Source organism: Pseudoxanthomonas sp., from assembly GCF_035999195.1.
GTDB lineage: Bacteria > Pseudomonadota > Gammaproteobacteria > Xanthomonadales > Xanthomonadaceae > Pseudoxanthomonas_A.
In genome coordinates, this window is sequence record NZ_DASYGY010000009.1 from 619,478 (window position 1) to 639,739 (window position 20,262).

The window sequence follows — 20,262 nt, forward strand, 5'->3', positions numbered from 1 at the left end:
GTGTCTGCCCGGTCGCGCAATGCGGCCGGGAACAGGAAATCGCGGTCAGAACGCCACAAACGCCTGCAACCGCAGGTACCGGTACGAATAGCTGTCCGTTCCCGTATCCGTCAGCACCGGGGTATCGGTGTATCCCGCATCCAGCCGCAGCCATGCGTCCTTCCAGCGTGGCGTTTCCACGCCCACTTCCAGCATCCGCGCCCGCTTGGACATGTCGCCCGCGCTGCGCTGACGCCCGAGGCCCGCGCGCGCCGTGTACTGGTAACCGCCCACATGCCGGCGCCAACCCACCACGCCCAGCGCCTCGCCATACCAGCGCGGCGAGTAGTAGTCCGCCTCGCGCGGTTCGCTGTTGCGGTAGTAGCGCGTCCTCAGCTGCAGACTGATGCCCTGCTCCGGCGCCAGCGCGAACACCAGGTTGCCGCGCAGGTGCGTGCGCAGGTTGTCACCCACGCCGAAGTCCTGCAGCCCGGCGACGCCGCTGGCCGACCAGCGCTCGCCCATTGGCACGTCGAGGGTGGCGCCGGCGAACGTCTGCACCCAACCCTGCGCCACGCCGTTGCGCGTTTCCAGCACGTCGCGCTCGACGAAGAACTCCTTGCGGCGCGCATCGCGGCTGTGGAGGGAGGCGCGGCCGACCAGGTCGTCCCCGTTCGTGCCGACATCGCCATCCCAGCGCCACCGCTCGCCTGCATCGCCCGCGCCGCTGACGAAGACGCGGTCCTGCTCGTCGCGCCAGCCACGGCCGGCGAAACGCGCGCGTTCCACCTTCACGCCCCACCAGTGCTCGATGTCGCGATGGTCCACGTCCCAGCCCAGCGCGAGCTTGCGGGTCTCGTTGCCGTCCGCATCCGAGCCCACCCACAGATCGGTGCGCACGGCCTGCTTGTCGCCTTCGGCTTTCGTCTGCGCCAGCGCAGCGGGTGCCGTGGCGGCCAGGGCCAGCGCGGTGCTCAGGAGATATGGCTTCATCACTTGGTACCCCAGGTCTTGCGCAGGCGCAGCAGTTCCGCGGCGTAGCCCATCACGCAGACCGGCTGCAGGATCATGGTGTAGGCCAGCGTGTAGAACACGAAGCCGGACAGATTGCGGCGTACGCGCAGCTCCTGCCGTTTGAACATGTGCGACTGCACGCGGAAGATCACGATGTTCCACAACGCCGCCAGCGGCAGCACCAGCAGCGTCATGATGCCGGCGATCCAGTAGTAGCCGAACAGCGCCAGCACGATGCCGGGAATGAAGGCGAAGGTGTACACCAGGTCCAGCGGCAGGAACAGCAGGTTCCACCAGATGAACAAGGTGGTCATGCGAGGCTTCACCAGCAGCTTGCCATGTCGGGCGAAGGCCTCCATCAGGCCGCGCGACCAGCGCTGGCGCTGGCGGGCGAACTGGCCCACCTTCGTGGGCACCTTGGTGAACAGGCAGGCTTCCTCGCAGTAGCCGATGCGCGCGCCGGTTTCCAGCAGCGCCCACGACACCACGATGTCCTCGCCGACGCACTCCGGCCAGCCGCCGACGCCTTCCAGCGACGCACGCGTGTACAGCGAGAACGCGCCCTGCGCCACCAGCGTGCCGTGATACATGCTCTGCATGCGTTTCACCGCGGCGATGCCATGGAAGTAGTCCCATTCCTGGCTGCGCGTCAGCCAGTTCTCGCGCGAATTGCGCACCAGCACGGCGCCGGCCACGGCCACGGTGCCGGGCGGATCGGACAGGAATCGTTCCACCAGCTTGCGCAGCGCGTCGGCGCGCAGGTACGAGTCGCCATCCACCGTCACCACCAGCGCCTGGCGCGTCTCGGCCAGACCGCGGTTCAGGGCCTTCGACTTGCCGCCGTTCCGGGACTGCGCCAGCACCCGCACCTGAAGTCCGGGGCGCGCGAGCTGCGCCGCCATCGTGCGCGCGATGGCGAGACTGTCGTCGGTGGAGCCATCGTCGATGACCACCACCTCCACGTCGCCGTGGTAGTCCTGGCGCGCCAGACTGGTGAGCGTGTCGGCGATGTTCTCGCTTTCGTTGTAGCAGGCCACCAGCACGCAGACATCGGGCAGGCGATCGTACTTGCGCAGCACCGGGCGTCGGTCCGACAGGATGGAACCGATCAGGAAGGCGTTCATGAAGCCCGGCACGTAGGCGATGAAGGCGATGACGAACACCGCCAGCGCGAATCCCAGCGGCTTCGAGAGTTCGGAAAGCCAGGGCTGCGAGAGCTTGACCGACAGCGCCGCCCACGCCAGGGATACCAGCAGGACCAGCGTGTACTTCAGCCGCACCGGCACATAGAAGCGCCGCCACGGCAACGCGGTGGCGGCGGCGTCGGGAGCGGGATTGAAGACGGAGTCGGGACGATCCGGCTCGCGCTCAGCCGGCGCGAGGAGGGATGTGGAGTCGTACATGTGCCGCATCGACAGAACCTGATCCGTGGCCTGCAAAACCCATGCCACGCTACTGTCCCGTCCATTACGACTTCTTAACTCACATTTTTGACGTCCATCACAAATAGGTGACGCTATGGGTCACTTTCTGCCATCCAGTGTCCCGCCCGCCGCCCATTCACGATTCCGCACCTGGCCGGTGCCACGCACCACGAACCGTTCCACCGTCAGCGCCTCCAGCCCCATTGGGCCGTACGAATGCAGACGCGTCGTGGAAATGCCGATCTCCGCCCCCAACCCCAGCTCGCCGCCATCGGAGAAGCGCGATGAGGCATTGACCATCACCACGGCCGACCGCAGCGCGTTGAGGAAAGTCTCCGCATGCGCGGGATCGCGTGTGACGATGACTTCCGTATGGTCGGACGTGTAACGACGGATATGCGCGATGGCCGCATCCAGGTCGTCCACCACGCCGATCGCGATCACCAGATCGAGGAACTCGGCGGCGAAATCCTCTTCCGTTGCGGCGACCGCGCCCGGCATCAGCGCCCGGGCCGCCTCATCCGCCCGGATCTCGACGCCGCGCGCACGCAGCGCCTCGGCTGCACGCGGCAGGAACGTCGGCGCGATGTCGCGATGGACCAGCAGCGTCTCCAGCGAATTACAGGCCGACGGCCGCGACACTTTGCCGTCGAGCAGCAGGGCCAGTGCCAGGTCTTCGTCCGCACCCGCGTCCACGTACTGGTGGCAGACGCCCTTGTAGTGCTTGATGACCGGCACCCGCGCGTATTCGGCAACGAAGCGGATCAGCCCCTCGCCCCCGCGCGGGATCACCAGGTCGACGATGTCGCTGAGCTGGATCAGCTCCAGGATGGTCTCGCGGCGCAGGTCCTCGACCAGCGTCAGCACCGCGTCCGGCAGACCGGCTTCTCGCAGGGCGCGTTTCAACGATGCCGCGATCGCGGTGTTGGAATGGATCGCCTCCGAGCCGCCGCGCAGGATCACCGCGTTGCCGGCCTTCAGGCACAGCGCCGCCGCATCGGCGGTGACGTTCGGCCGCGCCTCGTAGATCATCGCGATCACGCCCAGCGGCACGCGCACGCGCTCGACATGGATGCCGTTGGGACGGTCGTAGGCGCGGGTCACCTGCCCCACCGGGTCAGGCAATTCCGCCACCTCGCGCACCGCGGCCGCGATGCCGTGCAGACGCGCCACATCCAGCCGCAGGCGGTCCAGCATGGCAGTGCCGATGCCTTTCGCTGCCGCCGCTTCCAGATCACGCGCATTGGCCGCCAGGATCGCGGCCTCGTCGGCCAGCAGCGCATCGGCCATCTCGCGCAGCAGGGTGTTCTTCGCCTCCGTCGGCAAGCACGCGATAGCGGTGGCCGCGTCGCGGCATTGCAGCGCCAGCGTCCTGATGTCGGTCATGCGAACTCCTTGCCCAGCATAGTCACAGCAGCACCAGATCGTCGCGATGGACGACGTTTTCGCCGTAGGTGTAACCGAGGATGGCTTCGATCTCGCGCGAATGGCGCCGTGCGATGCGGCGGATGTCGACCGCCGAATACTGGCTGACGCCGCGGGCAATGCGCCGGTCGCCGGCCTCGTCGCGCAGCACCAGCTCGACCATGTCGCCGCGGCGGAAATCGCCCTCGGCCGTACTCACGCCGCCCGGCAGCAGCGAGGCGCCCTTCTGGCCCATGGCGTTCGCCGCGCCCGCATCGACGACGATGGCGCCGCTCTCCACCGGCACGTTGCGCAGCCAGTACTTGCGGGCGGCCAGCCGGTTCTGCGCGGGACGGAACCGCGTGCCCAGCAACGCGCCGCGCGACAGCGCCGACACGGTGGTGGCCTGCGTGCCGTTGAACAGGAAGGTCTCGATGCCGGCCGCCGCCGCCTTGGCCGCCGCTTCCAGCTTGGTATGCATACCGCCGGTGCCCACGCCGCTGCCGGCACCGCCGGCCATGGCGAAGAACTCGGGGGTCAGCGCTTCCACGTCGAGAATCGGCTGCGCATCCGCGTGCGTGCGCGGGTTGGCGGTGTAGAAACCGTCGATGTCGGTGGCGATGAACAGCGCATCGGCGTCGATCAGCGCGGCGACCACTGCGGCGAGGTTGTCGTTGTCGCCGAGCTTGAGCTCGTCGACCGACACGGTGTCGTTCTCGTTGACCACCGGCAAGGCGCCCAGCGCCAGCAGTTCCTGTAGCGTGGCGCGTGCGTTGAGGTAGCGGCGGCGGTTGCGCAGGTCGTCATGCGTCAGCAGCACCTGCGCGACGGGACGGTCGAAGAAGCGCTGCCACAGCCCGATCAGCTGCGCCTGCCCCAGCGCCGCGAGCGCCTGCCGTTCCGCCATCGCCACGCCGGCCTGCGGCTTGCGATGCAGCAGGCCGCGGCCCGCGGCCACCGCACCGGACGAGACGATCACAACTTCGCGACCAGCGGCGATGCTGGACGACACGAACTGCGCCAGGTTCAGCGCATGGCGCGGACTGAGTCCCTCGCCTTCTGCCGCCAGCAGGCTGCTGCCCACCTTGAGCACAGCGCGACGCCAGGCCGGCAACGGGTGTTCGGAGAACGGCGGCGGCGTGGCGTGGGTCATCGGGTCAACTCAGCGGGTGTTCCATTCGTGGACGGTGAGGTCGGACGTGCCGGACAGCGCGAGGGGATCGCGCGCGATGATCGCCTTGGCCTCGTCCAGCGAGGCGACATTGACCAGCACGTAGGCGCCGCCGCTCCTGTCGCTGAAGCCACCCGTCATCTCGAGTTGCCCGGCAGCACGCAGTTCGTCGAGGAAGGCAAGATGCGGCGCGATCACCGCGTCATCGAACGAGGGACGACGCATTGCCATGACGAGGTATCGGATCACAGCGCGTCCCAGCGGGCGAGCAGTTCATCCAGGCGCAGATCGGCGGCCGCACCGGGCGACACGCGCGCGGCCAAGCTGCCTTCCGGCGTGCGTCCCTGCCCCGCGCTGTCGGCGGAGGCCGCAGCGGCCTTGTAGGCTTCGCGGAACGGAACACCCGCAACGGCCGCTTCGACAGCGACATCGGTGGCGTACATGCCGGAATCGATCGCGGCACGCAGCCTGTCTTCGCGCCATTCCAGGTTGGCCAGCAGCGCCGGCAGCAGTTCCAGCGCCGGCAGGCCGCGGCCGAAGCCGTGGAAGATGGCGCCCTTGCTGGCCTGCAGGTCGCGGTGGTACCCGGACGGCAGCGACAGCAGCTGCTCGATCTCGGACCGCGCCGCCGACACGCTGGCATGGGTCGCACGCATCAGTTCGATGACGTCGGGATTGCGCTTGTTCGGCATGATGGAGCTGCCGGTGGTGTACTGCGCCGGCAGCGCGACGAAGCCGAACTCCGCGCTGGTGAACAGCGACAGGTCCCAGGCGATGCGGCGCAGGTCCAGCGTGGCGGCGCCCAGCGCTTCCAGCGCGGCCATCTCGAACTTGCCGCGCGAGAGCTGCGCGTAGATCGGACTGACCTGCATGCGTGCGAAGCCGAGCGCGGCGGTGGTGTGCTCGCGGTCCAGCTTGAGGTTGACGCCGTAACCGGCAGCGGTGCCGAGCGGATTGGCATCGACCAACTTCAATGTGTCGCGTGCGCGGATGGCGTTGTCGATGAAGGCTTCCGCCCAGCCGGCCCACCACATGCCCGCCGACGACACGACGGCGCGCTGGATATGCGTGTAGCCAGGAATCGGCAGGTCGCGTTCGGCCTGCGCGCGGTCCAGCGCGACCTTGGCGATCTCGCGCGACAGCACGGCCACGCGGGCGAGCTTTTCCTTCAGCCACAGGCGCGTGGCGACCAGGATCTGGTCGTTGCGGCTGCGGCCGGTGTGGATCTTGCGGCCGGCATCGCCCAAGCGCTCGGTCAGCCGGGCCTCGATGGCGGAATGGCCGTCCTCGAAGCGCTCATCGAGGACGAAATCACCACGGCGGAAATCCTCGGCCAGCGTCGCCAGTTCGCGCTTCAGCCCGGCCAGTTCGTCACCCGACAGGATGCCGGCGCGCTGCAGGCCTTCCGCATGCGCGGCGCTGGCCTGGATGTCGTGCAGGAGGAACTCGCGATCCAGCACCACGTCGTCGCCTGCGAGGAAGCGCTGGATCTCTGCGTCCACCGCCACGCCGGGTTTTTGCCACAACAAGTCAGACATCGTGTCTCTCCGCCAAAATTTGCCGATCCGTCGCTCTTTCCCTTCTCCCTCCGGGAGAAGGTGGCCCGAAGGGCCGGATGAGGGTGCGGCGCGCCCGATGCCTGCCGCTTCGCCGTACCCTCACCCCAACCCCTCTCCCGGAGGGAGAGGGGCTCTCAAACCTGTCCCGGATTCTCCGGGATAGCAGTGAACTCATCGAAGCCGAAAGCGAGATTGAGGTTCTGCATCGCCTGCGTCGCCGCGCCCTTGAGCAGGTTGTCCAGCGTGGCCACCACGACCAGCCGCTTGCCGCCGGGTGCCAGGGTGAAGCCGCCGATCTCCACGCCATGCCGGCCAGCGATGCGGCTGACCCAAGGCGCCTCATCGAGGATGTGGATCAGCGGTTCGTCGGCATAGCGCTCGCGGTACAGCGCACGGACCTCGTCGATCTTCATCGCCTGCTGCAGCCACAGGTTGACCGTCATGGTGATGCCGCGGAAATGCGGGGCCACGTGCGGCATGAACTCCACCGGCAGGCCGAGCTGCCGGCTGACTTCGCGCTCATGCATGTGGTCGGTCAATGCGTACGGCATCAGATTGTCGCGCAGCAGCTCGGTGTTGTTCTTGTCGGACGGCGTGGTGCCCGCGCCGGAATAACCCGACACGCCGAAGCACTGCGGCGGCCCGGCCAGGCGATCCCGCAGCGGCGCGATGGCCAGCTGCATGGCGGTGGCGTAGCAGCCTGGATTGCTGATGCGCTTCTGCCCCGCGTACGTCTGCCGGGTCAGTTCGGGCAGGCCGTAGTACGACTGCTCGTCGAAACGGTAGTCCGCCGACAGGTCGACCACGACAGTCTCCGGCGCCTGCGCATCGATGGCGCCGACCAGCTCGGCGGCCTTGCCGTTCGGCAGCGCCAGGATCACGGCATCCGCGCCCTTGCCGCCGACCTGGTCATGGCTCAGGTTCTCGTAGCGCAGGTCACCGGCAAACTCGGCGATATGGTCGCTGACCTTCTGGCCCGCGAGTTCGCGCGAAGATACGAAAGCCAGCTCGAGCTGCGGATGGCGGGCGATCAGGCGGATCAGTTCCGCGCCGGTATGGCCGCGGGCGCCGACGATGCCGACGGTCTTCTTGCTGCTCATGGGGAACCCTGTTCGTGTTGCGCCAGCCGCGCGAGCAGGTTGCTGCGCACGGCCGGCCATTCGGTGTCGAGGATGGAAAAGACGACGGTATCGCGCGGCGAGCCGTCGGCATGGCGCTTGTGGTTGCGCAGCACGCCGTCCTGCTTGGCGCCCAGGCGGGCGATGGCGGCGCGCGAGCGATGGTTGAACCAGCTGGTCTCGAACACCACGCTGATGCAGCCCAGCGTCTCGAAGGCATGCGTGAGCAGCAGCAGCTTGGTCTCGGTATTGACGCCGGTCCGCTGGACGTCCGGCGCATACCAGGTGTAGCCGATGCTGAGCCTGGGGACGTCCGCTTCCAGCCCGTAGAACCGGGTACTGCCGACGACGCGGCCGCCGGCATCCCGCACCACGAACGGCAGCACGCGGCCGTCGGCCTGCGCTGCCAGTACCGCATCGACGTAGTCCGCTGCATCGTCGGCCTTCGGTACGCTGGTGAACCACAGAGCCGCCAGCGCGTCGCCCGCCAGCGCCGCACGCAGGCCGTCGACGTGGTCGCGCGACATCGGCTCCAGGGTGGCATGGCGACCCGTCAGGACCGGAACCTGCTGCCAGGCAGCGGGAAGCATGTCGGCTGCCATGTCAGTCCTTCAACGTCGGCAGCCGCGTGCGGCAATGGGCGACGCAGCGTTCGATGTCGCCAAAATCCTCGATGCCGTACCAGAACACCTTCCACTTCTCCTGCTTGTAGCAGCCGTCGGATTCGGCGTAGTAGAAGATGTTGACCTGGTTGTTGTGGCGCGAGCGCCAGAACAGCTGCGGATTCTCCTCACGCATGACGTGCCACACGGCGCGGCCCAGCCCTTCGCCCTGCGCATCGTCGAGCACGGCGAACTTGTCGAGATACGCGAAGCCTTCCTCGCGGGTCAGGATCAGCGCGGTGCGGTAGTTCTCACTGATGTAGACGCGGTACGGCGTGGTGCGCTCGAAATAGTCCGGCAGCAGCGTGCGGCCGAAGCTGGATTCGATCAGCGTCTTCAGGCGCGGCAGGTCCACGCCTTGCCACCCGTTCTCGAACCGCAGCACGCGTTCGCCCTTGCGTACCAGCGTGCCGGAGCCGCGGTGCGTGAACAGTTCTTTCGCCAGCTCGGCCGGCTTGGTAATGGACACCGACGACGTCAGCGGCAGCCGGTCCAGCAGGTGCTTGATCTGCTCGATCTTCACCCGCATGCCGCCGTTGATCCACGGCTGCGCCATCAGTTCGTCGTACTCGGTGGACAGGTTGATCGAGTCGATCACCCTGCCCTCCGCATCCAGCAGGCCGCCGGTGCCGGTCAGGAAGATGATCTTGTACGGCTGCAGCACCTGCACCAGTTCGTTGGCGGCGAAGTCGGCATTGATGTTGAGGATCTGGCCACCGACGGTTTCGCCCATGCTGGCGATCACCGGGATGGAACCGGCCTTCAGGCTGGCCTCGATCGGCGACAGGTTGATGCGGGTGACGTCGCCGACCAGGCCGTAGGTGGCTTGGTCCTTGTACTCGGCCTCGAACACGCCCGAGACGATCGACGTCGCACGTGCGCCGACCTGCTGCAGCGCCTCGACCAGCGCGAGGTTCTGCTGCAGGAACACCTTGCGCACGATGGCCAGTACCTCGGGCGTGGTCACGCGCAGGCCGTTGACGGTCTGCTTGGTGATGCCGGCGGCGGTCATCTCCTCGTCCAGCTGCGGACCGGCGCCGTGCACGACGATGGGCGTCAACCCCACTTCCTGCAGGAAGGTCAGCGAGGACGTCAGCGACTCCAGGTCGTCGCGCAGCACGGCGCCACCCACCTTCACCACGGCGAAGCGCTTGGCGTCCAGCTGCGAGAAGCGCTTGACGTACTGCGAGATCTCCTTCGCGCTGGCCATGCTGGACAGCAGGCGGATGATGGTCTGACGGGTCTGCTTGTGCGATTCCATGTCTTCTTGCTTTGTAGGGTGGGCCTTGGCCCACCGTCTTCATCGGGTCGCGCACGGCGGGCCGAGGCCCGCCCTGCGGGTTACTGGAGAATCCTTGCCACGCTTTCGGCGTAACGTTGCAACTGTTCGAGCGCCACCCACTCGTCGGCGGTGTGCGCCTGCGCGATGTCGCCCGGGCCGTACACGAAGGCGGTGAGGCCGGCGGCCGAGAACAGCGATGCCTCGGTCCAGAAATCCACCGCGTTGCCGATCGGCAGGCCGAGTTCGTCGGCGAGATCGCGCGCGGCCAGGCGACGCTCCTCCGCGCGGGCGACATCGCCCGACGGCAGCGACGGACCGCGGAAGGTTTCCTCGTACTCGGCCAGTGCATCGGCATCGGCGAAGCCGCGGAACCTGGCGTGCAGTTGGTCCATGTCCTGCGACGGCAGCGGACGGAAGCCGAAGCGGACCTCTGCGCTCGGCGCGATCATGTTCGCCTTGATGCCGCCCTCGACCCGGCCGATGTTGAAGCGCAGGCCGGTCAGTCCGCCGAAGCGCAGGTGGTGCTGGTCCTGCACGAAATCCAGCGCGGTCGTGCCCCAGCGCATCGCGTTGTGCAGCGCACTCAGCGACAGCGCGTTCTCGGCCGACGCATGGCCCGCCTGTCCGGTGAACGCCATGCGTACGGCGCTGATGCCGCGGTGCGCGAGCACCGCTTCGCAGCGGGTCGGCTCGGCGATGATCGCCTCGCCGAAGCCGTGGTCGCGCGCCAGGAACGCGGCGATGCAGCGCGCATCGTTCGCTTCCTCGTCGGTGGTGAACAGGAACGCGGCATCGCCCTGCGTCACCTGCGCGGCCGCGACCAGCGACGCCGCCGCGCCCTTGATGTCGCAGGCGCCCAGACCGATGGCCCGATCGCCTTCGACCCGCAGCACATGCGGGCTGGCGCTCCACGCCGGCGACGACGGCACCGTGTCCAGGTGTACGTTGAACACGCGCTTCGGCTGTCCGCGCACGGCGAAGAACGACACCGCACCGGCACCGTGGTCGGTCACCTCGATGCGGAAATCCGGCAACTGCACCCGCAGGTAGTCGAATATCCCGTCGGTGCCGATATCGCGCGGCGGATTGCGGGTGTCGAACGAGACCAGCTTTTCGAGATGGGCGAGCGTGGCGTGGAGCAGGTCGGTCATCGACAAAGCCTTGAAGTTCGAATCCGGACCCGTGATCCGCCGTTGCGAATCACGAATCCCCAATCACCAATCCCGGCTTCTCAGCGATTGATTTCGGCCCAGAGCGTGCTGCTCATCCCGAACAGCTTGATGAAACCCTCGGCCTCTTCCACGCCCCAGTCGGCCGACTGCGCGTACGTCGCGCCCTTGGCGTTGAGGATATGCGGGGACGTCACCGCGACCGCGTCGACACGGCCACCCCGGGTCTCCAGCACCACCTCACCGTTGACGGTGGCCTGCGAGGACTGCAGGAACGCCTCCAGGTCCGCCTTCAGCGGATCGTGGTAGAAGCCTTCGTACACCAGCTCCACCCACTTGCGCGCGATCTCGGGCTTGAAGCGGTTCTGCTGCTTGGTGAGCACGGTCTCTTCCAGTGCGCGGTGGGCGGCCAGCAGCGACACCAGGCCCGGTGCCTCGAACACGATACGGCCCTTCAGGCCGATCACGGTGTCACCGGTGTACACGCCACGGCCCACGCCGTACGGCGCGAACAAGGCGTTCAACTTCGCCAGCAGCGCGGCGCCGGCGACCGGCTCGCCATCCAGGCTGACCGCTTCACCGTGCTTGAACCCGATGGTCACGCGCAGCGGCGCTTCCGGCCACTCGGCACGCGGCGCGCACCAGCCGCGCGCGCCTTCGCCCGGCGCTTCCCATTTGTCGATCTCGCCGCCGGACATGGTCAGGCCCAGCAGGTTCTCGTTGATGGTGTAGCTCTTCTGCTTAGCGCGCACGCCGAAACCGCGCTCCTCCAGATAGGCCTGCTCATAGGCGCGCGTCTGCGTGTGTTCCTTCTGGATCTCGCGGATCGGCGCCACGATGCGGTAGTCGCCACTGGCCTTGACCGCCAGGTCGAAGCGCACCTGGTCGTTGCCCATGCCCGTGCAGCCGTGGGCAATGGCATTGGTGCCCAGTTCCGCGGCGCGCTTCAGCGCCGCGTCGACGATCAGGTAGCGGTCGGACACCAGCAGCGGGTACTGGCCCTGGTAGCACTCGCCCGCCCACACGAACGGCTTGACGAAGCCGTCCCAGATCGCGGGACCGCCATCGACGGTGACGTGGCTGGCCACGCCCAGGTCGGCGGCGCGCTGTTCGATGTAGGCGCGTTCTTCGGCATCCACGCCGCCGGTGTCGGCGAACACGGTGTGGACGTTCCAGCCGCGTTCCTTCAGGTAGGGCACGCAGAAGCTGGTGTCGAGGCCGCCGGAGAAGGCGAGGACGATGTCGCGGCTTTCAGCCGCGGGATTGGGGATTCGGGATTCGGGATTCGTAGAAGTGCTTTGCTGCGACATGGGGGTATCTCTGTGAGGTAAAGATCTGGTCGAACTTCGGATGCGTTTTTGCGAATCCCTAATGCCGAATCCCTAATCCCGGCCGCCCACCAGGGCGGCCATGATCGCCTTCTGCACGTGCAGGCGGTTCTCGGCTTCGTCGATGGCGATGCACTGCGGCGAATCCATCACGCCGTCGGTGGCCTTGACGTTGCGGCGCAGCGGCAGGCAGTGGCTGAAGACGCCGTTGTTGGTCAGCGCCATCTTCCGTTCGTCGACGATGAAGTGCTTGTACTGGTCGCGGATCGGCTTCTCCGGTTCCCAGTTGCCGAAGAACGGCAGCGCGCCCCAGCTCTTGGCGTACACCACGTCGGCGCCGGCATAGGCGCTGTCGATGTCATGGCTGACGGTGAGCGAGCCGCCGCTCTCGGCCACGTTCTGCTCGGCCCAGCCCATGTAGCGCTCGTCCAGCACGTAATCCGGCGTGGGGCACAGCAGGGTCACGTCCATGCCCATGCGGGTGGCGATGGTCAGGGCGGAGTTGGCCACGGCGGTGTTCAGCGGCTTCGGATGGTAGGTCCAGGTGAGCACGTACTTCTTGCCGCGCAGGTCCTGCGTACCGAAGTGTTCCTGCAGCGCCAGCGCGTGGGCCAGTTCCTGGCAGGGATGGGTGATGGTTTCCATGTTGATCACCGGCACCGGCGAGTACCTGACGAAGGACTTCAGCACGATGTCCTCCCGGTCGTAGGTCCAGTCGACGAACTTCGGGAACGCGCGCACGCCGATCAGGTCGACGTAGCGTCCCAGCACCTTCGCCACTTCGGCGATGTGCTCCTCGGTGTCGCCATCCATCACCGTGCCCAGGTTGAACTCGATCGGCCACGCATCCTTGCCCGGCTGCAGCACCACCGCATGGCCGCCCAGCTGGAACGCGCCCAGTTCGAAGCTGGTGCGGGTGCGCATGGACGGGTTGAAGAACACCAGCGCGATGGACCTGCCCTTCAGCGCGTCGCCCAGCTTGTGCTGCTTGTAGAGGGCGGCCTGCGTCAGCAACGCATCAAGGTCGCTGCGGCTCCAGTCCTGCGTGTTCAAGAAGTGCTTCATTACGGCATCCTGGTGTCGGGAATGTGGCAAAACGGGCTTCGGAAACGAAAAAACCCAGCCTCTGGCTGGGTTTCCGGTGAACAGGCGACGACGTCCGGGTACCCAGCTAGAGGCAGGATTCCGGTCGACGGGCACGCGACGTCATGCTCGAGGCCTGCGAGGCCGCGCTGTCAGCATGGGCGTGTGCGTTCATCTTCATGGGCGCGAATGCTCGCATGTGCTGCGGCGCAGCGCAAGGACGGATTCGGTTGCAGGTGCAACCGGGCACGGATCAGGGACCGCTGGCGGTGGACTGGGCCGGCGTGACGTACGGCACCACGGAGATGCGGATGCGCAGGCGGTTGCCGGGATCTTCCGCCAGGCGCGAACGGTACTTCACGCCCTTGTAGATGTAGTCCACGTCGTAGGCGATGGGGCGCTGGAACTCGCGCTCGATGGGCACCACGCGGCAATTGACCTTGACCGGCGGCAGCGTCACCGGAGGCGCCTGCGCCGGTTCCTCGTCACCGCCGAACCAGCCACGCACGGAGCTGACCATCCTGCTCCAGCGACTCTCCTCCTGCTCAGGCGCCGCGGCCTCGGGCCTGGGAGCGGGGACTTCGTCGCAACGCTGTTCGGTGCGCGTGGCCCGCAGGGTCTGGTAGACCGGCTCGACACCCAGCACCTGCGCATAGTCCAGGCGGACGTTCTCCGTCGGGATCACCCGCTCCTGCGCCACGGCCGGAGCGGCGAGCAGAAGGCAGGCAAGGAAAAGGGTGGAGCGGAGGCGGAGCATGTGGCCTGTGCGTGGAATCCCGGTGTCACAGTGTAGGGACCGCGCCTTGAGTGGGGCTGAACATCGGCCGCTGCCGCGCGCCTTGGCCCTCGCCTCCGGCTCAGGCGGTAGAATTCCCAGGCTCTCCCCTGCCCTGTTCCCATGACCCTGCGCCTGCACAACAACCTCACCCGCCGGGTCGAGGACTTCCGACCGCTTGGCCCGATCCCCACGATGTACGTCTGCGGGCCCACCGTCTACAACTACGTCCACATCGGCAATGCCCGCGGTCCGGTCGTGTTCGGCGTGCTGGCGGCCCTGCTTCGCAGACGCTACGGCGGTCTGCGCTACGCCCGCAACATCACCGACGTGGACGACAAGATCAACGCCGCGGCCAAGGAGCTGGGCGTGGCGATCTCGGCCATCACCGACCGCTACGCCGCCGCCTACCGCGAGGACATGGCCGGGCTGGGCGTGACCGGCGAGTTCGCCCCGGACATCGAACCGGCGGCCACCGACCACATCGTCCACATCATCGCGATGATCGAGCGGCTGATCGCCGGCGGGCATGCGTACGCCGCCGAGGGACACGTCCTGTTCTCGGTGGGCAGCTTCGCCGACTACGGCAAGCTCTCCGGCCGCGACCCCGAGGAAATGCTGGCCGGCGCGCGTGTCGAAGTGGCCCCGTACAAGCGCGATCCGGGCGACTTCGTGCTGTGGAAGCCGTCCACGCCCGACCTGCCCGGCTGGGCGTCGCCGTGGGGCATTGGTCGCCCGGGCTGGCATATCGAATGCTCGGCCATGGCCGCCGCCCACCTGGGCGAGACCATCGATATCCACGCGGGCGGCGTGGACCTGCAGTTCCCGCACCACGAGAACGAGGTGGCGCAGAGCGAGTGCGCACACAAGCACGCCGACGGCTCTCACAAGACCTTCGCCCGCTTCTGGCTGCACAACGGCATGCTGAACTTCGGCGGCGCCAAGATGAGCAAGTCGCTGGGTAACATCGAGAAGGTCCACGACCTGCTGCAGCAGCATCCGCCGGAAGCGCTGCGCTACGCGCTGCTGTCCGCGCACTACCGGCAGCCGCTGGACTGGTCGGAGGCGCTGGTGGAGCAGTCGAAGAACACGCTGGACCGTCTGTACGGGACGCTGCGCGACCTGGGTGATGTCGATGCCGTCGCGGCCACGCCGCAGGTCATCGAAGACGCGCTGGACGACGATCTCAACACGCCGCAGGCGCTGGCCGAGGTCGCACGCATCGCCGCTGACGCGCGCAGGGCCAGCGATGATGCGGAGAAGCGGCGCCTCAAGGGAGAACTGCTCGGCGCGGGCCTGGTGCTCGGTCTGCTTCAGCAGGATCCCGCCGAGTGGTTCGGCCGTGGCACATCCTCCGACGACGATGCCCGCATCCAGGCGTTGATCGACGAGCGTGCGGCGGCGAAGAAGTCCCGCGACTTCGCCCGTTCCGATGCCATCCGCGACCAGCTGGCGGCCGAGGGCATCCTGCTGGAAGACACGCCGCAGGGCGTGCGCTGGAAGCGGGCGTGAGCCGATCTTTCCTTCTCCCGTCGGGAGAAGGTGGCGCGCAGCGCCGGATGAGGGTGTGGCGAGATCTGGATGCCGGCACCGCACGGACTTCGCCGTACCCTCTCCCCAACCCCTCTCCCGGCGGGAGAGGGGCTCTAAACGCCGGACCTGACCGATAGCCCGATGACCGACACGATCTTCCCGCTCGAACCCACCGCTGCCGACGCGCAGGCCGCCATCAAGGACGAATTCGCCTTCTTCGGCGACTGGTCCGAGCGCTACCAGTACCTGATCGACCTGGGCCGCAAGCTGCCCGCATTCCCCGAGGAGTGGAAGCGCGAGGAGCACCGCCTGCTCGGCTGCCAGTCGATGGTCTGGATCGTGCCCGAGGGCGATGCGGCGAAGCTGGATTTCCACGCGGTCAGTGATTCGGCGATCGTCTCCGGACTGATCTTCCTGGCGCTGCGCGTCTACGCCGGACGTCCCGCGGCGGAAATCCTGGCCACCTCGCCCGACTACATCGCCGACATCGGCCTGGCCAAGCATCTCTCGCCCACCCGCAGCAACGGCCTGGCTTCGCTGCTGGCCTTCATCCGCGAGACGGCCGCGAACGCGCAGTGAGCGGAACCGGTACGCCGTCCGCGTTCTCGCTGCTGCGCAACCGTGGCTATGCGGCGGTCCTGGCGTACCGCATCTGCGCCCTGCTGTCGTACCAGATCGTCGCGGTCACCGTCGGCTGGCATATCTACGAACTGACCCGCGATCCGTTCTCGCTGGGCCTGGTGGGCCTGGCGGAAGTACTGCCGTTCTTCTGCGTGGCGCCGTTCGCCGGCTACCTGGTCGATCACCTGCCGCGGCGGCGCGTGGGCATCATCGCCTGTGCGGCGCTGGCGACCACGGCGGTGATCCTGGTGGCCGTCGCCGCCGGCAAGCTGCCCTTCCGTGGCACCTGGCCGATCTACGCGGCCATCGCGCTGACCGGCATGGCGCGCTCCTTCCTGGGCCCGGTCTACAACGCGCTGTTCGCGAAGGTGCTGCCGCGCGAGGATTTCGTGCGCGCGGCGGGATTGGGCAGCGTGATCTTCCAGGCGGCGCTGGTCACCGGCCCCGCACTGGGCGGCCTGCTGGTGGGCTTCGGCGGCAAGACGCTGTCGTACGCGATGGCGGTGGTGTTCGCGCTGATGGCGGCGACCGTGCTGGCGCGCCTGCGCGTGGAGGAACCAGGCCCGCCGGCGGTGAGCTTGCCGGTGTTCGCCAGCATCGCGCAGGGCGCGCGGTTCGTGCTGGGCAACCAGATCATGCTGGGCGCGATGGCGCTGGACATGTTCTCGGTGCTGCTGGGCGGTGTGGTGGCGATGCTGCCGGCCTTCATCCACGACATCCTGCACTACGGCCCGGAGGGCCTCGGCATCCTGCGGGCGATGCCGGCGGCGGGCTCGGTCTGCGTGGGGCTGTGGCTGGCCCGTCATCCGCTGCAGAAGCACGCTGGGCGCGTCCTGCTGTTCGCGGTGGTGGGTTTCGGCCTGAGCGTCATCGCGTTCGGGCTGTCGCGCAGCTTCTGGCTGTCGGCCGTCATCCTGCTGCTGTACGGCATGTGCGACGGCGTGTCGGTGGTGGTCCGCTCGACCATCCTGCAGCTGTCCACGCCGGACGAGATGCGCGGGCGCGTGTCGTCGATCAACGGCATCTTCGTCAGCTCGTCGAACGAGCTGGGCGCGTTCTACGCCGGCACGATGGCACGGCTGCTGGGGTTGGTGCCGGCGGTGATCGTGGGCGGATTCGCGATCCTGACGGTGGCCGGCGTGACGGCCTGGAAGGCGCCGCGGCTGCGGCGGCTGGACCTGCGCGACCTGCAGTAGCCCGGGATGCGGACCGGGCCGGCAAAGAAAAACCCCGCCGAGGCGGGGTTTTTCGTGAGTGGAACGTACCGGGTATCAATCGCCCTGCTGCTTCTGCAGATGCTCCCAGCGTTCCTGCGCGTCGATCGTGCGTTCGGCGGTCAGGCGCGCCTCCAGGCGGTCCAGGCCGATCTCTTCGCCGGTGTCGACGCAGTAGCCGTAGTCGCCGGCGTCCAGCCGCTTGAGCGTGCTGTCGATCTTGCCGATCAGCTTGCGGTAGCGGTCGCGGGTGCGCAGTTCCAGCGAGTTCTCGGTCTCGCGGGTCGCACGCTCGGCCTCGTCGCCGATGTCGCGGACTTCGTCCTTGAGGTTCTCGATGGTCTGCTTGGACTCCTCGACCAGGTCGGCACGCCATTGCAGCAGGCGCTGGCGGAAGTACTCGAGCTGCAGGGCGCTCATGTACTCCTCGTCGGGCGAGGGCTTGTAGCCGGTCGGCACGATCGGACGGCCGGTGGCTTCGTCGGTCTTGTAGGGCACTTCTTTCACCTTGCCACGCACGACCGGCGCGGAAGGCCGGGCCGCCACGGCGACCGCGACCTTCCCCACGGGACGGGCGACGGCGGGACGGGGGCTGGCGGGCGCTTCGACGGCAGCAGCGGTTTTGGCGTTCTTGGTATTCGTTTTCGGGACTGGCACAGGCTTCGGGGGGGACGGAACCTTGGCGGCGGGCGCCGGGGCCTGGGCAGCCGCCTTGGCGGCGGTTGCAGGCACGGGAGTCTTGGTCGCAGCCGCGGTGGGGGCGGACTTTGCCGGAGCCGGCTTTGCGGCAGGCTTCGGTGCGGGGGTGGGAGCGGATTTCACGGCCTTGGCCGGCACTTTCGCAGGAGCCGCCTTGGCGGCGGGCGCCTTGGTGGCCGGCGCGGGCGCGGGCTTCTTGGCGACTGCGGGCTTGGTCGCCTTGGCGACCGCCTTCCTGACCGGCGCCGCCTGTTTCGCCGCGGGCTTGGCCACCGGCTTCTTCGCCGGGGCTGCCGCCTTCTTGGCCGGCGCGGCCTTCTTGGCGACCGGCTTCTTGGCGACCGGCTTGGAGGCCGCTTTCTTCGCCACCGGCTTGGAGGCCGGCTTCTTGGCGACAGCCTTCTTCACGACAGGCTTCTTGGCGACGGTCTGAGCGGGTTTCTTGGCGGCCTTGGCGGCCTTCTTCGCAGGTTTCTTTGCAGCCACGAACAGCGCTTCCTTGTTCTTCCCGAGTGTCGGGAAAGCGCGCTTTTATAGCCTACCCTGCGGGCAGCGGCAACCCGACGCGGTATCATCGGGCCATGCTCGCCCGCCTGCTCATCCTGCTGCTGAAGGGCTACAAGCGCTTCATCAGTCCTATGCTAGGGCCGCGGTGCCGCTTCGTCCCTTCGTGTTCGGAGTACGCCATGGAGGCGATCGGCCGCTTCGGACCCGTCAAAGGCGGCTGGATGGCGATTCGCCGGATCGGCCGCTGCCATCCCCTGCACCCCGGTGGCCACGATCCCGTCCCTCCGCGGAGCGACAGTTTCTCCCCCCATTCCTGCACAGGACACCACTGATGCCCTCCACCGTCATCGTCAACGCCCGTCTGGTCAACGAAGGCCGCGTCACCGAAGGTGACCTGCGCATCGAAGACGGACGCATCGCCCGCATCGCCGCCGAGATCCGGCCGCAGGGCGACGACCTGGTGATCGATGCCGCGGGCCGCCTGCTGCTGCCGGGCATGATCGACGACCAGGTCCACTTCCGCGAACCCGGCATGCCGCACAAGGGCGACATGGCCACCGAGTCCGCCGCGGCGGTCGCGGGCGGCCTGACCACCTTCATGGACATGCCCAACACCAGCCCGCCGACGCTGGACGCGGCCGCGCTGGAGGACAAGTACCAGCGTGCCAAGGGCCGGGCCTGGGGCAATTACGGCTTCTACATGGGCGCGAGCAACGACAACCTGGACGCGATCCGCACGCTCGACCCGAAGACCGCGCCGGGCATCAAGGTGTTCATGGGCGCATCCACCGGCAACATGCTGGTCGACAATCCGGACACGCTGGACGCGATCTTCCGCGAGGCGCCCACGCCGATCATCACCCACTGCGAGGACACGCCGACGATCGACGCCAACCTGGCGGCGTTCCAGGCGAAGTACGGCGACGCGCTGAGCGCCGAACACCACCCGGACATCCGCAGCCGCGAGGCCTGCATCGCGTCCACCCGGCTGGCGATGTCGCTGGCGCGCAAGCACGGCACCCGCCTGCATGTGCTGCACATCTCCACCGCCGACGAACTGGCGCTGTTCACGCCCGGGCCGCTGGTGCAGCCGGACGGCAGGTGCAAGCAGATCACCGCGGAAACCTGCATCCACTTCCTGCGCTTCGACCGCGCCGACTATGCCGCACTGGGCAACCTGATCAAGTGCAACCCCGCCATCAAGGATGCCGGCGACCGCGAGGCGCTGATCCGCGCGCTGGTGGAGGACGTGATCGACGTGCTGGCGACCGACCACGCGCCGCACACGCTGGAAGAGAAGGAAAAGCCGTACGTGCAGGCACCGTCCGGCCTGCCGCTGGTGCAGTACGCACTGGTGGCCGCACTGGAACTGGTCCATGAAGGCCGCATGGACGTGACCCGCGTGGTGCAGAAGTTCGCCCACGCGCCCGCGCAGCTGTTCGACGTGAAGGAGCGCGGCTACCTGCGCGAAGGCTACTTCGCGGACCTGGTACTGATCGACGACGAGCCGTTCACCGTGAAGCGCGAAGACGTGCTGTCCAAGGTGGGCTGGTCGCCGTTCGAGGGCCGCACGTTCCGCTCGCGGGTCGGCGCCACCTGGGTCAATGGCCGCATGGTCTGGAACGGCGAGCACCTGCTGGGCACGCCGAATGGCCAGCGCCTGGAGTTCGCGCGTTGAAGCTGGTGGTGGCGGCGCTGTTCGCCGCCGTGTGCGCCGGAT

The 20,262-nt window shown here is 67.8% G+C and carries 19 protein-coding genes; 5 read left to right on the forward strand and 14 right to left on the reverse strand.

Translation table 11 applies throughout. From position 1 onward, the window contains the following. Positions 1-45 precede the first annotated feature (45 nt). The 13 genes from VGN58_RS10050 to VGN58_RS10110 all read right to left on the reverse strand — a co-directional run bounded on the left by VGN58_RS10050 (position 46) and on the right by VGN58_RS10110 (position 13,950). The gene (locus VGN58_RS10050; RefSeq protein WP_327483106.1) at positions 46-972 is read right to left on the reverse strand and encodes a hypothetical protein; all 927 of its coding nucleotides are present in this window, start codon (positions 970-972) and stop codon (positions 46-48) included. Next, positions 972-2,396 carry a glycosyltransferase gene (locus VGN58_RS10055; RefSeq protein ID WP_327483107.1) on the reverse strand — a complete coding sequence of 475 codons (1,425 nt, stop codon included), beginning with the start codon at positions 2,394-2,396 and terminating at the stop codon, positions 972-974. Before VGN58_RS10055 ends, VGN58_RS10050 begins: the two co-directional genes overlap by 1 nt. Positions 2,397-2,516: 120 nt before the next feature. Next, a complete protein-coding gene (locus tag VGN58_RS10060; protein ID WP_327483108.1) occupies positions 2,517-3,803 on the reverse strand; it encodes a glutamate-5-semialdehyde dehydrogenase in 1,287 nt (428 codons plus the stop codon). Between the two features lie 22 nt (positions 3,804-3,825). Continuing rightward, positions 3,826-4,974 carry a glutamate 5-kinase gene (proB, locus tag VGN58_RS10065; protein WP_327483109.1) on the reverse strand — a complete coding sequence of 383 codons (1,149 nt, stop codon included), beginning with the start codon at positions 4,972-4,974 and terminating at the stop codon, positions 3,826-3,828. A gap of 9 nt (positions 4,975-4,983) precedes the next feature. Next, entirely contained in the window at positions 4,984-5,223 is a 240-nt protein-coding gene (locus tag VGN58_RS10070) for a YciI family protein (RefSeq protein ID WP_327483110.1), read from the reverse strand. A gap of 14 nt (positions 5,224-5,237) precedes the next feature. Beyond that, positions 5,238-6,530, reverse strand: coding sequence for an argininosuccinate lyase (argH, locus tag VGN58_RS10075; protein ID WP_327483111.1), 1,293 nt, complete (start codon positions 6,528-6,530; stop codon positions 5,238-5,240). Positions 6,531-6,685: 155 nt separating this feature from the next. Beyond that, entirely contained in the window at positions 6,686-7,651 is a 966-nt protein-coding gene (gene argC, locus VGN58_RS10080) for an N-acetyl-gamma-glutamyl-phosphate reductase (protein ID WP_327483112.1), read from the reverse strand. After that, complete coding sequence (locus VGN58_RS10085) at positions 7,648-8,271, reverse strand: GNAT family protein (protein ID WP_327483113.1); 624 nt, start codon at positions 8,269-8,271, stop codon at positions 7,648-7,650. Before VGN58_RS10085 ends, argC begins: the two co-directional genes overlap by 4 nt. A 1-nt stretch (position 8,272) precedes the next feature. Continuing rightward, complete coding sequence (locus tag VGN58_RS10090) at positions 8,273-9,592, reverse strand: acetylglutamate kinase (protein WP_327483114.1); 1,320 nt, start codon at positions 9,590-9,592, stop codon at positions 8,273-8,275. 80 nt (positions 9,593-9,672) lie between these two features. Beyond that, entirely contained in the window at positions 9,673-10,764 is a 1,092-nt protein-coding gene (locus VGN58_RS10095; RefSeq protein WP_327483115.1) for an acetylornithine deacetylase, read from the reverse strand. Between the two features lie 80 nt (positions 10,765-10,844). Further along, entirely contained in the window at positions 10,845-12,092 is a 1,248-nt protein-coding gene (locus tag VGN58_RS10100) for an argininosuccinate synthase (protein WP_327483116.1), read from the reverse strand. 72 nt (positions 12,093-12,164) lie between these two features. Next, the gene (locus VGN58_RS10105) at positions 12,165-13,175 is read right to left on the reverse strand and encodes an N-acetylornithine carbamoyltransferase (protein WP_327483117.1); all 1,011 of its coding nucleotides are present in this window, start codon (positions 13,173-13,175) and stop codon (positions 12,165-12,167) included. Positions 13,176-13,446: 271 nt separating this feature from the next. Then, positions 13,447-13,950 carry a hypothetical protein gene (locus tag VGN58_RS10110; RefSeq protein ID WP_327483118.1) on the reverse strand — a complete coding sequence of 168 codons (504 nt, stop codon included), beginning with the start codon at positions 13,948-13,950 and terminating at the stop codon, positions 13,447-13,449. A 141-nt stretch (positions 13,951-14,091) separates the two neighbouring features. Between VGN58_RS10110 and cysS the strand changes: the two genes are divergently transcribed. From cysS to VGN58_RS10125, 3 genes are all read left to right on the forward strand, one after another. Further along, entirely contained in the window at positions 14,092-15,480 is a 1,389-nt protein-coding gene (gene cysS / locus VGN58_RS10115; protein ID WP_327483119.1) for a cysteine--tRNA ligase, read from the forward strand. Positions 15,481-15,642: 162 nt separating this feature from the next. Continuing rightward, complete coding sequence (locus VGN58_RS10120) at positions 15,643-16,080, forward strand: SufE family protein (protein WP_327483120.1); 438 nt, start codon at positions 15,643-15,645, stop codon at positions 16,078-16,080. Continuing rightward, positions 16,077-17,318: an MFS transporter gene (locus tag VGN58_RS10125; protein WP_327483121.1), complete on the forward strand. Its 1,242-nt coding sequence runs from the start codon at positions 16,077-16,079 to the stop codon at positions 17,316-17,318. Before VGN58_RS10120 ends, VGN58_RS10125 begins: the two co-directional genes overlap by 4 nt. 75 nt (positions 17,319-17,393) lie before the next feature. Here the strand turns inward: VGN58_RS10125 and dksA are convergent, their stop codons facing one another. Beyond that, a complete protein-coding gene (gene dksA, locus VGN58_RS10130; protein ID WP_327483122.1) occupies positions 17,394-18,521 on the reverse strand; it encodes an RNA polymerase-binding protein DksA in 1,128 nt (375 codons plus the stop codon). A 95-nt stretch (positions 18,522-18,616) separates the two neighbouring features. On the opposite strand from dksA, the gene yidD reads away from it, so the two are divergent. Beyond that, positions 18,617-18,874 (forward strand): membrane protein insertion efficiency factor YidD, encoded by a 258-nt coding sequence (gene yidD, locus VGN58_RS10135; protein ID WP_327483123.1) that lies wholly within the window; start codon positions 18,617-18,619, stop codon positions 18,872-18,874. Beyond that, positions 18,874-20,220 carry a dihydroorotase gene (locus tag VGN58_RS10140; protein ID WP_327483124.1) on the forward strand — a complete coding sequence of 449 codons (1,347 nt, stop codon included), beginning with the start codon at positions 18,874-18,876 and terminating at the stop codon, positions 20,218-20,220. Before yidD ends, VGN58_RS10140 begins: the two co-directional genes overlap by 1 nt. The last annotated feature ends 42 nt before the right edge of the window (positions 20,221-20,262 follow it).